Source organism: Streptomyces sp. NPDC006743, assembly GCF_040703815.1.
In the GTDB taxonomy this organism is placed as follows: Bacteria; Actinomycetota; Actinomycetes; order Streptomycetales; family Streptomycetaceae; genus Streptomyces.
On the sequence record NZ_JBEYJA010000009.1, the window covers coordinates 97,803 to 111,924 of the forward strand.

Sequence of the window (14,122 nt, forward strand, 5' to 3'; positions counted from 1 at the left end):
CCAACCGTGGAGCGGGAGAAATCAGGCAGTGGCCGGGATGGACTCGACGGCCGGGGCCTCAACCGGCGTCGGGATGGCGAGCGCCGGCCGGAAGGGGGCCAGGGCGGGCAGGTCCGGGGCCAGATCGGCGTACCGGTTGCAGGTGTTCACGGCCTGACGCAGGGAGGTGTGCGGGGCACGGATGCGGGCCCAGCCGCCGGTCGAGTCGCCGGTGATGGCGACACCTGGCATGTTGGTGGGGATCTGGATCGCGGCGAGGACAGCGTCCGGGGCGATGTCGCCGAAGGCCATGTTCGCCGAGGACTCGTCGTTGACGCGGTGGGCGGTACGGCCGGTGAGCTGGGCGCGGAGCATGGTGATGCCCTTGCCGAGTTCGGAGCCGAAGCGCTGCCCGCAGATCTCCAGGTAGATGCCGGCGGCGCGGCCAAGTTGGGCGAGCCGGGCGAGGGCGGTGATGATCCGGTCCCGGCGCTTCTCTTCCTCCTTGGTGGCGAACAGGGCGAGTTCGGCAACCTCATCGACCAGGACCACGATGGGCACCGGGCGGAGGTCTTCCGGCAGGTCCCAGATGTCGGCGGCTATCTCCGCATCTGGCACGTCAGCGGTGATCCGCTGTTCCGCGCGGATGAGCTGGTAGACGTCCTCCATGTGGGACACCAGGGCGTCGAGGAGTTCGGCGGCGGAGTCCTGGTTGTCGGCCAGCGCGGAGAACCGGCGAGCCAGCGGGAACAGCTCCACACCCTGCTTGCAGTCGATCCCGACCAGGGCAACCCGCTGCGGGGCGAGTGCTGCCACGAGGTTGCGCTGATAGACGGACTTGCCGGACTCTGTGGCGCCGAGCGTCAGCGCGTGCGGCACGGCTCGGTAGTCGCGGTAGTGGACCGCACCGTCTTCCCTCAGCGCGACCGGGACCCGCATCGGACGGGTGTCGACCTTGGCCGGCATCTGCACCCGCTTGAGCACGTCGTAGCCGGTCATCCGCACTTCCACGACGCCGGAACGCAGTTCCCGCGAGGTGACGCCGTACATGGCGAACGAGTGCCGCAGCCGGTCACACGAGGCGGCCACGTCGAAGGCGTCCTGACCGGGACGGAGCTTGAGCCGCAGCACCAGCCCGGTCCGGGTCGGCCGCAGACGCAGGATGCGCGGGGCGCGGGTACCGGGAACCGGTCGGTTCGTGGCCCGAGCCAGAGTGAGGCGCCAGCGCGAGGGCGGGACCGTCAGCCCGCAGGCGTCCATCACGGACGCGTACCGGATCAGGACCCGCACCACGGCGAGGGAGACGCCGAAGGTAAGCCAGTACCAGGCGGGGCGCCGCCACCGCAGGAGACCCGCAGCGGCGACGACCAGCACCAGGGCGACCAGGGACCAGGTCATGGTCAGGCCGCCTTCGGCTTCGCAGCGCCGGCGACCAGCGAGGTGACCGCGACCGCCCGGAACGAGATCCCGTGCCGCTTCTGGCCGTTGAACTCGTTCTCCCACGGCCGCGCGATCAGGCCGGTCAGCCCGACCGGGGTGCCCATGGTGAGCTCACCGGTGATGCCCGACTCACCCACGGACACGGTGATGACCTCGGCGTTGCCGTTCATGACGAACAGCAGGTCCAGCGTCACCAGGAACTCGCCGGTCTGAGTGTCGACGGCGCGCGTCTGGGTCTTCCGGTCGGAGTACTTGGGCTGCGGGGGCTGGGCGACCATCAGGGTCGCGCCGTTCGTGTCGACGGGGATCTGACGCATTGTCTGTCTCCTGATTTCGGGAGCCGGAACCGCCTTGTTCGGCAGTGAGATCAGGAGACCGCGAAAGGTGGTGGACACATCACGGTCCGTATGGACGTTTAGGGACGTCTGAGGTATCGTCAAAACGTCCCCGGCACGTCCCAGAGAAGGGCACGTCATGGCGAACGAGCGTCTGCGCGCGACGATTTCGGCGAAGGGCGAGACGATCCAGTCGGTTGCTCAGCACGTCGGCGTAGACCCGAAGAGTGTTGAGCGGTGGATCACCACCGGCCGTACACCACACCGAGGACACCGATGGAAGGCCGCTAGCTTCCTGGGCGTTGACGAGGTGTACCTCTGGCCCTCCGTTGAGAAGCAGACTGAGACGGCCAGCACTTCCGAGCTGATCACGTACTACCCGCACCGAGGCGCGGTTCCCGCGCCGCTGTGGTCATCGCTCATCGAGAAGGCGACAGACCAAGTCGGGATCCTGGTCTATGCAGGCTTGTTCCTCTTCGACAACCACCCGGACCTGCCTGACCTGTTGGCGGAGAAGGCGAAGGCCGGCGCCCAAGTGCGCATCCTGCTGGGCGACCCAGAATCAGAAGCCGTCCGGCAGCGGGGCGAGGAGGAAGGCATCGGCGGCGATCTGGCGGCACGCGCACGGATCACCCGGCGCTACCTCGAGCCGGCGATGACCACGCCAGGTGTTGAGGTTCGACTGCACGACACGATCCTCTACAACTCGGTTTATCGGTTCGACGATGACGTGTTGGTGAACCCACACGTCCTCGGTGCGCCGGCGGGACAGAACCCGGTCCTGCACTTCCGCTACCTCCCCGGTGCCCGCACCTTCCGGCACTACATGCGGAGCTTCGACTGCGCATGGGAGCGAGGACGGCCCGCGTAGCCCATCACTTCAGCACCGAGGCATGCGACGCTAGGTGCATGGCACGAGTCGACTACTTCAACGATCCGAACGCCCCGAAGGCGAACAGCATCGTTCCCTCGGTCACTGCGGTGGTCACGAACGATGCTGGTGAAGTCCTCTTGATCCACAAGACGGACAACGACCTTTGGGCGCTGCCCGGAGGCGGCGTTGATGTTGGAGAGTCAGCGCCCGACGCAGCCGTGCGCGAGACGAAGGAAGAGACCGGGATCGACGTGGAGGTGACCGGCCTAGTCGGCATCTACACGAATCCGGCGCACGTCATGGCGTACGACGACGGCGAAGTCCGGCAGCAGTTCTCCATCTGCTTCCGGGCGCGAATCACGGGCGGCGAAGTACGGACGAGCAGCGAGAGCAAGGAAGTGGCGTTCGTCGCTCCGAGCAAGCTGGACGAGCTGAACATCCACCCGTCCATGCGCATGCGGATCGATCACGGCTTGGCTGGCCGGCCCGCGCCCTACATCGGCTGATCCGCGAGACGCGCGCGCGTACGGTCAACAGCGGCGCCAAGGTACGGCCGAGCTTTGCTGATCGCGGCGTGCACTTCGCTGCCCGGCTCGTACCGAACCAAGATCTCGTCAATCCGCCGGTCAAAGTCGAACGACTGCCCCGCTGGACCAGTGGTCATGTCGGCGAAGATCAACGCGTCCAGGACAGGCGAGTCCTCCCGTTCGTACACGGCCAGTTCAGCAGTCAGACCGCGCTGCTCAGCCTCATACACGGCGCCTGAGTGGTGGGCGACCAACCGCACGAGGCGTGAAGGCGCACCGAGTGTTTCCAGGTAGCGCGCACCGTCGAGCGGGTGGAAACCGGTGTCCCGCAGTTCCGGCGCGTAACCGATGTCGTGGAGCCATGCTGCAGCGACCAGGAGGTCACGGTCATCTTCGGCCACGGCCGGCGAAGCCTCGCGGGCGCGTTGGGCGACAGCTTGGGTGTGCAACCAGCGGTTTCCGAGCGGAGGCAACAGGGACTCAGCCAGTTCGGCCGCACTCTGGGGCGTGTCCAAAGCAGATGACATGGAACGCACGGTAGCGGACCAGACGGACAGACGGACAGCCCTGGTCAGACGCTCCGGATCTTGGCGCGGTGGAAGTTTCTCTACATCATCAAGGCTCGCTTCGCTCGCTGGTCCGGTGGTCTACAGCGCTCTTGGAGCATCGCCAACCCGACCGCCGTGCCCTCCGCCCAAGCGCATCAACGGCCGCGCCCGGCCCCCACGCCACCGCCACCACGATCCGGCCTCTGAAAGGGGAAGACGCAACAGCAGCTCGACCCCAACGACCCGCTACCGGGGCCACCTCGCACCCCTCTCCACCCGGTTGCCTACTTCCGGTAGGTCGGATCAAGACCGAGGGCCGCGCCAAGCGCGGCGGCGCCGGCCGGTCGCCGCCGCGCCGCCTCACCTGTCTTCGCCACCGGCCGCACGGCGCCGCCCGTCCGTCGCCGCACGCAGCGGCCACATTCCAACACGGGCACGAGGACGAGCGGTGATCCCCAACGGTGCAGGTCAAAGACGCTTTGTGTTACCGCAAGAGGCCGGATCGCGGTGGCGGCGGCATGCGGACCGACGCTGCCAGATGCGCGCGGCGTTCGTACGGCCCGCTGATCCACGCACCAGGCCACCGGCCGGAGGGCGGGCGCAGCCATGGCGAGACGGGAACCCCGCTGTGGCTGGGGCGGTCGGCTCCGCGACTTTAGCCAGCCACTTTGGCGCGAGCCTCGAAGATCATGGCCCCAACGTCGTGCTTTACCGGGCAGGTCCACAGACTGCCCGACGCGCCGCAAGCTTACGGGGCCATGATCACTCGCGCCAAAGCAGCTCCCGGCCAAAGTCGCTACGCCGACCTCACGCTGACAGGATGGCCGCGCCGTTGAACCAATTGCTTGTGGCAACCTGCTTGCCCAAGGAGGCCTAGCTGGTACAGAGTGGCCGGCGGGGGGCGTTGTCAGAGGTACCTGATAGCTTCAGACGTCTCCCTCTAGGAGGGCGAGTGGGGGACGGAGTGGATCATGGATGCAAGCGAAGAGGACTACTTCGCCTTTTTCTCACTGACTGGCGACCGATTTGATGCCCCTGGCATGCCTGCCGATACGGCTCGCGAGGTCGGCAATTTCCGCGAAGCCGTACTGAAGGTTGCTCGTGATCTGTGGCTCGAGAGCAACCCTGATAGGCGCCGACTGCCCAACGGATTCAATGAGGCCTTCGACTTGCGCCTTATCGCCGTCACGAGTGGCAGCGCTAGACCTCGCATGGTCCTCCACCGCCCATCAGGAAAAATCAGCGACCAGGACTGGGACGAGTGGTCCGGCATCTATTCGAGAGCCCGTGACGTACTTACGGAATCCCTGCAAGAGATCGCACGGACTCGTCAGACCCCCATTAACTTCTCAGCCGATTCGATGAGGGCAATCCGCCGAGTCGGTTCTAGCCTGCAAGATTCCGAAGCGATTATTCTGGGCGATCCTAAGCAGGATTCTAGGCGAGCCACTGTCGACCTTGCAGTTCGCGAAATCCTCGAGGAGATCGAGGAACTGGTGCCAACGCCGCAGCGAGTTCAGCTTGAGGGAATAATCGTCGAGTATGACGGTTCCACCATGAGCTTTCGACTCAGGACTGCTTCAGGTGTCTCAACGTGCAGGCTAGACCAAACCCGTCACGACCTCGCCGTGGCCGCCAAGGAATTCCTAGCCGCAGATGGCGTTACCGCCCCTGATGTTCAGGTAGAGGGGGAGACTTCCGACCCCACTCAGAAGAGCATCCAGCTCTTCAACGTTACCGGTATTACTGCCGTACGGTCGTGGGAGGAGAAGACACTACTCCTCCAACTTCAAAAGATTCGAGAGCTGACGGATACTTGGCTTGGTCCTGATAGTCAGGCGCCTAGCGATGAGGTCGCCAGCAAAGTTGAGCATCTCATTCCTCGTCTCGCCACGCTCGGAGTCGATGTCGCCATCGTCCCTAATTCGGAGGGGGCGATTGTCTTGGAGTGGCGACGCGGCGATGTCGAAATGAGCGCCGCCGTAGAATCAGATGACCAACTGTTCCTTTGCGCTGACAACACCGTGACGGATGAACTCCAAGAGAAGCAGGTGGAGTTCAACGAGGCAGCACTTGTTCGCTTCCTTGAGAGTGGGAGTATGAATTGACCCAGTCTTCAGAGACCTCCATTCTTCAGGACGTGAACGAGACTCTCCTCCGGCAAGTTCACCCGTCGCAATTCCCCAACGGGTCGCCGTCGAGCGAAGCTTTCGTCCCCTCAGAAAGAGACAAATACTTGCTGTCGACTCTTCGCGAGAGAGTCGGCCCCGCGGAAGCCTACCGACGCTGGACAGAGGACCTGGGGTTTCACTCGGTCGGGACCTACGGGCTGTCAGTCGCCGAGATACAGAACGAGAGCCTCATCGCGATAGACGATGCGGAAGCAACATCTCAGCCCGACCACGCCTCCGTAGATTTCACTTCAGTCCCCTCGAAGGGCCAGAGGAAGCAGATTGGGCGCAGGCTACGGGATGCAGCCGTCGCCAGAGGCTGCCTACACCAGCCATAGGCCCAAGGCTCGCTCGTCGCCGCGACACGACGGGCGTCTAGACGGAGGACGCAGCCGGTACAGGGCAGACCCTCCAACACCGGTTACGAACACGGAAGCCCGCGACATCTGACGACCTGGTCTGAGCCGTGGGCTTCTCAGCTTCGCTGACCAGCCGACCGGCACGCGGGTATTCCCGAGCCGCCCGGGAGGGACCGCCCATGCACTTCCTGCCGGCATCGAGACCCACCCAGGAAGGCTGTGCCAGCGCAGAGTCAGGCTTCTTCAGGAAAGAGCTGGGCCCATCGCTCCATCTCGGTGTCCCGCACCTCGATCTCTATCATTCGGCGATACATTGCCTCAGGAAAGGCCGAAAGGATCGAGTGGGTGTTGCGAGGCGACCAGACGAATACGTCACGCAGGAAGCTCGACACGCTCTCGTTCACCTTGACGATGCACTCGTACTTCCGCTCAAGCGCGCTGGTCAGATCATCGGCCGACATGAGCGACACGTGCGACGCCGCATCGACCATGAGCGCAACTCGTCGGAAGCCGGCATAGGTTGCACTGCTGACGAACTGCTCAAGCCCCTCCCCCGACACGCTCTTTCCACGCACTTCGACTGTCAGCAATGGATCGCCGCCCAAAAGCACTTGGACGTCACCGGGAAAGTCGCGAGAAGGGTCATTGATCCTTCGCGAGACGACCTCGCTATAGACCATGTCAAGGCCAGCCGCAACACAAGCTTGCAGCTTTCGTGGAATGTCGTGGCCGCTCACAACGAAGCTCTGTGTCTCAGCAATTAGGCTTGCCTCGACAATGGCACTACCGACGGCAACGCGCTGCTTTTTGTTCGCCACAGATATACACACTGCCAAGACAGCGACAAGCGCTCGGAACGACTCTTCAGTGGAATAGTCTTCTTCGTCGACCCTAGCAAGGGCACTACTTACTCGGTCCAGATAGGGGCGCGCCTTCGTTTGGACCCTGACGATTTCGCTGTAATGGTCGTAACGGAAGAACGGCTGATTGTTGATCGGCTCACGACCCGTAGCCCCTAGATCAAATCCAAGTTCTACAGACATCGGAACTACTACACCGTGGCAAAGGGTACGCAGAGAGAAGGCGCGATCGTCGTACTTCTCTTTGATGGAGCGTGGGTCAACCCTGTCATCACATGCACGCGCGAGCAATGCTGTCACAAGCGCAGCCGTGTAAGTCCTTGGAGCATCTACCTCGCGCAGCGAAGTAGCCAGAAATATCCAATCTTCGAGGAATACATCATCCGAAGCGGCTGCCTCGTACGCCTTCCTCAGAACCTGTTCCGCCGTGCTCTTCTTTATTGTTATTCCCATTGCCCCCCCATGCCACTCTAGATCAATTCAAGCTGTTCGTGGCCAGCCTGACTAGGAATAGTAGTACCGCGAGAATCAAGATAGCCGAGTTGTTCCATCAAGGCTCGGACGACGACCTTCCCCAACTCCACCGGAACGGCATTACCGATCTGCCGCTGCACCTCGCGCTTCACTCCGGTGAAAACGAACTCATCAGGGAAAGTCATGATCCGCTTCATCTCGGCAACGCGAAACCTACGCGCTCGCTCTTCTCCATTCGCGTTCTTCACGTTCTCCCAGTGAAAAGGTCCGACCCATGGACCTGGCTGAGCCTGCAGCGTCGTAGAAGGGCGGTCGGGGTCCGCCCTCAACAGGAAGGTCCAATAGCGGCTACGCCATTTAAACTCGTTGCGGCCGCCATATCGGTCGGTGTGCCAGAGGTAATTTTGCCCAGGAGGAACTTCCGCAGCGAGTTCGGCGTAGGTTCCCTCGACAACTTCTCCAGCCTCAGGAACGTCCGGCAGTCCGGCAAGCGCCTCGCGAAGACTCGTGAATGGAGTCTTGGTGTGATCAATCACCCGATCCCGCTCCGACTCGCCAGAGTGCGTGGTTTCGGGGAAGTGGAAAGTCTTACCGTCACGTCGCCCCACGACGAATACTCGCCTGCGAAGCTGCGGAACCCCATACTCGGCCGCAAGGAGCACACGGAACGTCGGGTTGTAGCCTGCATCCTTGAGACCCGCAATGAGTCGGTCGAACTGAGCCTGATGGGTCTTGTACGTCAGGCCCTGCACATTTTCCAGGATGAAGGCTTCGGGCTTGCTCTCACGAACCACACGGACGTACTCGTCGAGGAGGGAGGCATTGGGGTCGGCGCTGTTGCGCTTCTCCTCGATCCAGAATCCGGACTTACTGAACGGGGTGCAGGGAGGACCACCGATAACCAGGGTGGGATCGCCGGGCTTCAGCCCGCCGGCTTCCAGCAACTCGGCGGTCGGGATCTTTTGGATATCCCCACACAGCGTCTTGGTGTGTGGGAAGTTGGCCGACAGCGTATCCAGAGCGGTCTGCTCATAGTCAGTGGCAACCGCGACACGTAGCGGAGACCCGGAGCCGTCCTGGACCAGCGGTGGCTCAGCGCAGCTCTCGATGGCGCAGTCGAGGCCGCCAGCCCCGGAGAACAGACTGATCACAGGAAGCTCATGGTTCACCGCGCCACCCTAACGTATCGCAACCTCGGGGGGACCGTGATCGCTACAGTGACCCTAGCCAGCTCGCCACCATCCCCTCTGGCCCTCGTGCGCAGATGGCTACGACACCGGTGTTCGAGCGCACCCGGCAGCCGGGCGGCACACGACCAGCCGTTTCCCGCTCGACTTGCGATGCTCGCCAGCGTCCTAGCGGTATGGACAGCCCAGGCGTGGACTATCTGTGGACGAGCGGTCATATCTGCGGGTTGCTCGGCACCCGTGACCTGCACAGACGATTGGGACACAATCGCCCTCCGGAGCCGTGTGCGCAGGTTCGAATCCTGCCGGGGGCACCTCGAAGAAGGTGCCGAAAGACCCCGTGACCAGCGGAAACGCTGAGTGCGGGGTCTTTGTGTTTGTGCAGGCGGGTACCGCTTCCAGCGGATGTAGGTCGGGGGTTGCGAGGGGCGGCGGGTGGCGGGCTCTTGAGACGTTCCCTGGACCTCGATCCTTCGCGGCCGATCCTGATCGCCAGGGCAACCGCACCTCCCTGGTGGACTGTCTTCCACCCTGCCCTGCTCCCCATACCGAGACCGGTCGGCCGCAGGACCGGACCTCCCCCTGGTTCAGAAGTCCGGGAGACGCGAGGCCGGCCTCTCTTCATCAGCCGGGCGAGTGGCCTCATACTCACGCCGCCAGTCGGAGCCCCGACCCGAGGCGTTGACTACCGGTAGAAAACCGCGACGCCGCCGTGGTGTGAGCAGGCGCCCTGGTGGTGAGCGGCGTACGAGTACGTGCCGTCGTTGCACCGGGCCGTCGCGCCGCCACCGTCGGAGCTGGAGCCGCCCGACGAACCGGAGCCGCCGCTGGACGACGAACCGCCCGACGTCGAACCGTCGTCCCTTCCCGAGTCCTCGGCCGGGGCGTGTGCCGTGACGGTCACCTTGACCTTGACCGTCTTCGTCACCGTCGGCGCGGGCTCCGGCTTCGCCGTCTCCGTCACCGTGGGCGTCGCGGTGACCGTGGCTGTGGCAGTGGCTGTGACCGTCGCCGTCGGCCGCACCTTGTCGTTGGCCACCGGCTTCGTCGCGTTCGGGTCCTGGCCGGCGGCGCCTGCGCTGCCCACGCCGATGATGAACGCCACACCCAGGGCGGGCAGCACGAATCGCTTGCGGGCCCACTTGGGCGCGGGTCGGGGGGCCAGCGGCCCCGGCGGCGGTTGGAACGGCGGTTGAGGCTGGTAGTAGCTCACAGGTCCCCCCTGCTTCAGTACGTGAGGGGTGAAGTTACCTACGGCGACACCTTCGATGTGCGGAATTGGTGAAGGTGGTGATCGGGTTGTGACCTTGCAATCCTCAACTACCGTTCCCGGGGCGCCATCCCGGCCGACGCGAGCCAGCCCCAACCCCCCAGTGACTCGTTCAACTCCACCTGCCCACCGCCCGGGCACACCATCAAGCTCGCAGAGGTGCGAGGGTGGCCCTCGCACCGGCGTCCGTCACAGGCCGCGTTCGTCCATCAGCCGCATCAGGTTGCGCTTGCGCCTCTGGGTGGCGCGCAGATCCGTGACGTATGCCGTGAAGTCGTCCTGCGTGCCGAGGTGGTGGTGGCAGGCGCGGATGCTCAGGAGGAGGGCCACCAGTTCCTCGTAGGCGTGGTTGCCCGTCTGGCGGGTGAGAGGCTCGGCCAGGCGGAGGTAGACCGTGAGGGCGTCGGCGGGACGGGTGGCGCGGGTGCGGTCGGCGAGGGTGCGCCATTGGGCGTCGTGGGCGCCGAACTCCCTCGCCGCCTGCCAGGCCGCGTCGATGTCCTCGTCGTCCAGCAGGACGTCCACCAGCACGGAGCCGCGGTGGGCGTGCGGGCCGTGGGCGGTGTCCGCGCTCAGCAGGGTCAGGGCCTTCTGCCGCTCCGTCGGCCAGCAGCCGGCGGCCTGGGCCGCGGTGCGCAGTTGCCGGTAGGTGAGGAGAGTGCGGCGGGCGGTGAAGTGGTCGCGGCGCAGGGTCACGGCGTCGGTGAGGCGGCCGGCTCGGGTGTAGCGGTCGGTGAGGTGGTCGACGAGGGCGGTGTCGACGGTGGCCAGGTCCGCGGCGTCACGGAGGCCTCGCTCCGCCCACTCCAGGGCTTCGGCCGGGCGGCCGGCGGTGTCGAGTTCGTGGGCGATGAGCAGGTGGGTGTGGCCGTTCGGGGCGAGGTCGGCCGCGTGTACGGCGATCACCGTGTCGACGTCCCTGCCCGCCTTGGCCAGCCGCCGCATCAGGTCCTTCTCCGCCCAGCCGGTGCGGTGGGCCTGCCAGGCCTGGACCGCGTGCCGGCGCAGGGCGTCCATCCCTCGCTCTCCCAGGACGTCCTCGTAGTCCAGCGGGTCGAGGTCCGTCAGGTCGGCCGCGTCGTCGACGGCGTGCGTGACCAGCCAGTGCGCCAGTTCCTCCGGGTCGGGGCGGGCGGCACGGCAGGCGTCGTGGTGGGCCGCGGCGAGGTCGGCGCCGAGCTGTCCGAGCCGTCCGTCGGAGTCGTCGACGTTCTCCGCCGCCGCGGCCAGCAGGCCGATCGCCTCCCCGGCCAGCGCCACCGCTTCCGCGGGGCGACCCGAGCCGGTCAGGTCCCTGATCGCGGACACCGCCTGCCCGGCCTGGGCCGCGTAGGCGCGGGCGTCGGCGTACTCGACGTAGCCGTAGGAAGCGAACGGGCGGATGTCGAACAGCTCGCGCAGACGGGATCTCAGCGCGGCCAGGTCTCCCGCGGCGCTCGCCGCCCGCAGCTCCAGCCGGCGTCGCACGTTCCGGTCCTCGGCGATCTCGTCCCGTACGAGAGTCAGCAGTTCGTCGCGCGAGAGATCGGACAGCCAGGCGTCGAGGGCCCGCGCCCGGTCCCGGGCCGTTCTCCTCTGGCGAGGGAGGTCGGCCTTGCGGGTCATCATGGTCAGGCCCAACGCGACCAGGTGTTTGCAGAAGTTGCCCTCCTGGCCGTAGGGGCAGTCGCACTCCCCCGCGAGGCCGCCGGGGCCGCCGAGGGTCAGTTCCGCCTCGTACCGCTCGGTGCCGCGGACCGACGCTCTGACCCAGTCGTCACCGACCTCGATCCCCGACACGGCGTCCACGTATCCGCGTCCGCGTTCGAAGGAACGTGCCCCGGCCAGTGCCCTCAGTTTCGCCTCGGTGAGAACGACCACGACGTCACCCTAACGGCCGTCGGCCAGGGCGTCGTCCTCCCGCGATTCCCTGCAGGGGCGATTCGTTACCGTGTACCTCGTCCGAACGTACCTTCACGCGAGGGCCTGCCGTCGAATTCCGCCAGAAGATTGTCAATCGGCTTGAAATGGGATAGAAGCTCAGAATTTCCGCGAGCCGCGAGCCGCGAGCCGCGAGCCGCGAGCCGCGAGCCGCGAGCCGCGAGCCGCGAGCCGCGAGCCGGTGGGGGGCGGGGCGGTTTGTTCGGTAGTCGGAGTCAGGGGTGGCTCCGGGTGCCCGTGGGGGACGACGCGCACCGGTGGAGCACGTTTCGCGGGGAGCGGGTCCTGGTCGTCGCCGCCCGTACGGTCACCTCGACGGTGCGGGTGCTGGAGGCGCTGCCCTCGCTCCTTCGGGGCGACGGCCGGGTGGCCGTCGTCTTCGCCTACGACCCCACCTCGGCCTTCAACGACGGGGTCCTCGATCTGCTGAACGGCACCGGGTGCCGGGTCATGCCCTGGGAGCAGTTGGGGGAGATCGGTCCCGATCTCGTTCTCTCCGCCAGCGAGAACATCGACGTGCCGGAGGGCGACTGTCCGGTGCTGGTGCTGCCGCACGGGGTCGGGTTCCAGAAGTTCGTGCCCGATTCACGCAGCGCGCGGGTCAGGCTCTCCGGGGTCGTACCGGACTCCCTGCTGGAGTCGGGGCGTGCCTGGCTGGCGGTGTCGCATCCGACGCAGGAGGAGCAGCTGGTCGCCGACCGCCCCGAGGCCGCCGGGCGGACGCTGCTGGTAGGTGACCCGTGCTTCGACGAGCTGGTCGCGAGCCGGCCGCGCCGGGCCGCGTACCGGGAGGCCCTCGGTGTCGCGGAGGGGCAGAAACTGGTCGTGGTCAGTTCGACGTGGGGGCCCACCTCGCTCCTCGGCACCGACCCCGAACTGCTCCCCCGCCTCCTCGCCCGGCTGCCCTGCGACGAGTACCGGGTCGGTCTGATCACCCACCCCAACGTGCGTTCCGCCCACGGTGCCTGGCAGCTCCGTACGCTGCAGGCCGCCGCCGTGGACGCGGGGCTGCTGCTGGTGCCGCCCGTCCACACCTGGCGGTCCGCGCTCGTCGCCGCGGACGTGCTGGTCGGCGACCACGGGTCGGTGACGCTGTACGGGGCCGCGGCCGGTACGCCGCTGCTGCTGGCCGCGTTCGGCGGTGACGCGGTGCCCGGGACCGCGGTGCACCGGATGGCGGCCCTCGCGCCGCGGCTGGATCCCCGTGGTGACCTGCGCCGACAGGTGGAGGACGTGGTGCGTGAGCACGTCGCGGACCGGTACGCGGCGGTCGCCCGGCAGGCCTTCGCCGAACCGGGGCACGCCCTCGCCCGCCTCCGCACCGCCCTGTACCGGCTGCTGGAACTTCCCGAACCGCCCTCCCCGCCGCCTTCCTCGCTGATGCTTGCGGTGCCCGAGCCGGAGCCGCCCGCCTCGGCCGTCACCTCCTGGCAGGTGATCACCGAGGTCAGCGGTCCGGAGGCGGCTCCCGACGTCACCGTGCGGCGGTTCCCGGCCTCCGTCGGCGCGTACGGGACGGTGCCCTCGGAGACGTCGTCCTGTTTCACCCACCTCGCCTGCGCGGACGACGAACGCGATCACCGGCTCGTCGAGAGCGCTTCGGTAGTCCTACGGCGGCTGCCCGCGCCGTCCTCCGTCTCGGCGCTGGGCTGGATCGGGGAGACGCTGGCCCGGCTGCCCGGCAGCCTCCTCGCGGCTTCGGCCGTGCGCGGGGGCTGCTGTCTGGTCGGGCTCCGGGACGGGCGGGTGGTGGAGGTCTCCGTCACCGGGGCGGCCGCGGATCCCGGGCTGCCGGCCGCGGTCGTGTACGCCCTGCTCCGGGCGGGTCACCCGCTGGACGGAGCAGGTGCCCGGAGCAGTGACGGTGGCCCTGCCGGATGCGGTGTTCCTGCCGGATGCGGTGTCCCTGACGGAGGTGGTGTCCCTGACGGAGGTGGTGTCCCTGCCGGAGGTGAGTCCGGACCCGCACCCGCGTCCAGCCCCGGATTCGATGGCGGCGAAGGCCCCTCCGGAGTCGGCCCCGGCCCGGGACCCGGCCCCGGACTCGGTGGCGGCGAAGGCCCCTCCGGCGTCGGAGCCGGTGTCCAGGTGGTGCTGCGGGTCGGTGACGTGCGGGACGAGGACGTCGTCCTCCGTGTCCGGCCCGGGTACGCCCGGCGCTCGCTGCGCTGACCGCCG

At 66.6% G+C, this 14,122-nt stretch carries 11 protein-coding genes; 4 read left to right on the forward strand and 7 right to left on the reverse strand.

The annotated features are described in order from the left end of the window. Positions 1 to 21: 21 nt before the first annotated feature. Both ABZ719_RS10745 and ABZ719_RS10750 read right to left on the reverse strand, forming a co-directional pair. A complete protein-coding gene (locus ABZ719_RS10745; RefSeq protein ID WP_366724849.1) occupies positions 22 to 1,377 on the reverse strand; it encodes an FtsK/SpoIIIE domain-containing protein in 1,356 nt (451 codons plus the stop codon). Between the two features lie 2 nt (positions 1,378 to 1,379). Further along, complete coding sequence (locus ABZ719_RS10750; RefSeq protein ID WP_366724850.1) at positions 1,380 to 1,736, reverse strand: hypothetical protein; 357 nt, start codon at positions 1,734 to 1,736, stop codon at positions 1,380 to 1,382. 157 nt (positions 1,737 to 1,893) lie between these two features. Here ABZ719_RS10750 and ABZ719_RS10755 point away from each other — a divergent pair, with 157 nt between their 5' ends. Both ABZ719_RS10755 and ABZ719_RS10760 read left to right on the forward strand, forming a co-directional pair. Then, complete coding sequence (locus ABZ719_RS10755) at positions 1,894 to 2,625, forward strand: XRE family transcriptional regulator (protein WP_366724851.1); 732 nt, start codon at positions 1,894 to 1,896, stop codon at positions 2,623 to 2,625. A 38-nt stretch (positions 2,626 to 2,663) separates the two neighbouring features. Beyond that, positions 2,664 to 3,134 (forward strand): NUDIX domain-containing protein, encoded by a 471-nt coding sequence (locus ABZ719_RS10760; protein WP_366724852.1) that lies wholly within the window; start codon positions 2,664 to 2,666, stop codon positions 3,132 to 3,134. Here ABZ719_RS10760 and ABZ719_RS10765 read toward each other — a convergent pair. Continuing rightward, complete coding sequence (locus ABZ719_RS10765; RefSeq protein ID WP_366724853.1) at positions 3,122 to 3,682, reverse strand: HD domain-containing protein; 561 nt, start codon at positions 3,680 to 3,682, stop codon at positions 3,122 to 3,124. The genes ABZ719_RS10760 and ABZ719_RS10765 overlap by 13 nt on opposite strands. A 992-nt stretch (positions 3,683 to 4,674) precedes the next feature. On the opposite strand from ABZ719_RS10765, the gene ABZ719_RS10770 reads away from it, so the two are divergent. Continuing rightward, positions 4,675 to 5,811 (forward strand): hypothetical protein, encoded by a 1,137-nt coding sequence (locus tag ABZ719_RS10770; protein ID WP_366724854.1) that lies wholly within the window; start codon positions 4,675 to 4,677, stop codon positions 5,809 to 5,811. Positions 5,812 to 6,466: 655 nt separating this feature from the next. Here the strand turns inward: ABZ719_RS10770 and ABZ719_RS10775 are convergent. The 4 genes from ABZ719_RS10775 to ABZ719_RS10790 form a co-directional block, all read right to left on the reverse strand. Continuing rightward, entirely contained in the window at positions 6,467 to 7,546 is a 1,080-nt protein-coding gene (locus tag ABZ719_RS10775) for a restriction endonuclease, SacI family (protein WP_366724855.1), read from the reverse strand. Between the two features lie 17 nt (positions 7,547 to 7,563). Further along, positions 7,564 to 8,736, reverse strand: a complete 1,173-nt coding sequence (locus ABZ719_RS10780) for a DNA cytosine methyltransferase (protein ID WP_366724856.1) — start codon at positions 8,734 to 8,736, stop codon at positions 7,564 to 7,566. 703 nt (positions 8,737 to 9,439) lie between these two features. After that, positions 9,440 to 9,967 (reverse strand): DUF3761 domain-containing protein, encoded by a 528-nt coding sequence (locus ABZ719_RS10785; RefSeq protein ID WP_366724857.1) that lies wholly within the window; start codon positions 9,965 to 9,967, stop codon positions 9,440 to 9,442. A gap of 246 nt (positions 9,968 to 10,213) precedes the next feature. After that, positions 10,214 to 11,884, reverse strand: coding sequence for a DUF6880 family protein (locus ABZ719_RS10790; protein WP_366724858.1), 1,671 nt, complete (start codon positions 11,882 to 11,884; stop codon positions 10,214 to 10,216). Between the two features lie 291 nt (positions 11,885 to 12,175). Between ABZ719_RS10790 and ABZ719_RS10795 the strand changes: the two genes are divergently transcribed. After that, positions 12,176 to 14,116 (forward strand): hypothetical protein, encoded by a 1,941-nt coding sequence (locus tag ABZ719_RS10795; RefSeq protein ID WP_366724859.1) that lies wholly within the window; start codon positions 12,176 to 12,178, stop codon positions 14,114 to 14,116. Positions 14,117 to 14,122: the final 6 nt, after the last annotated feature.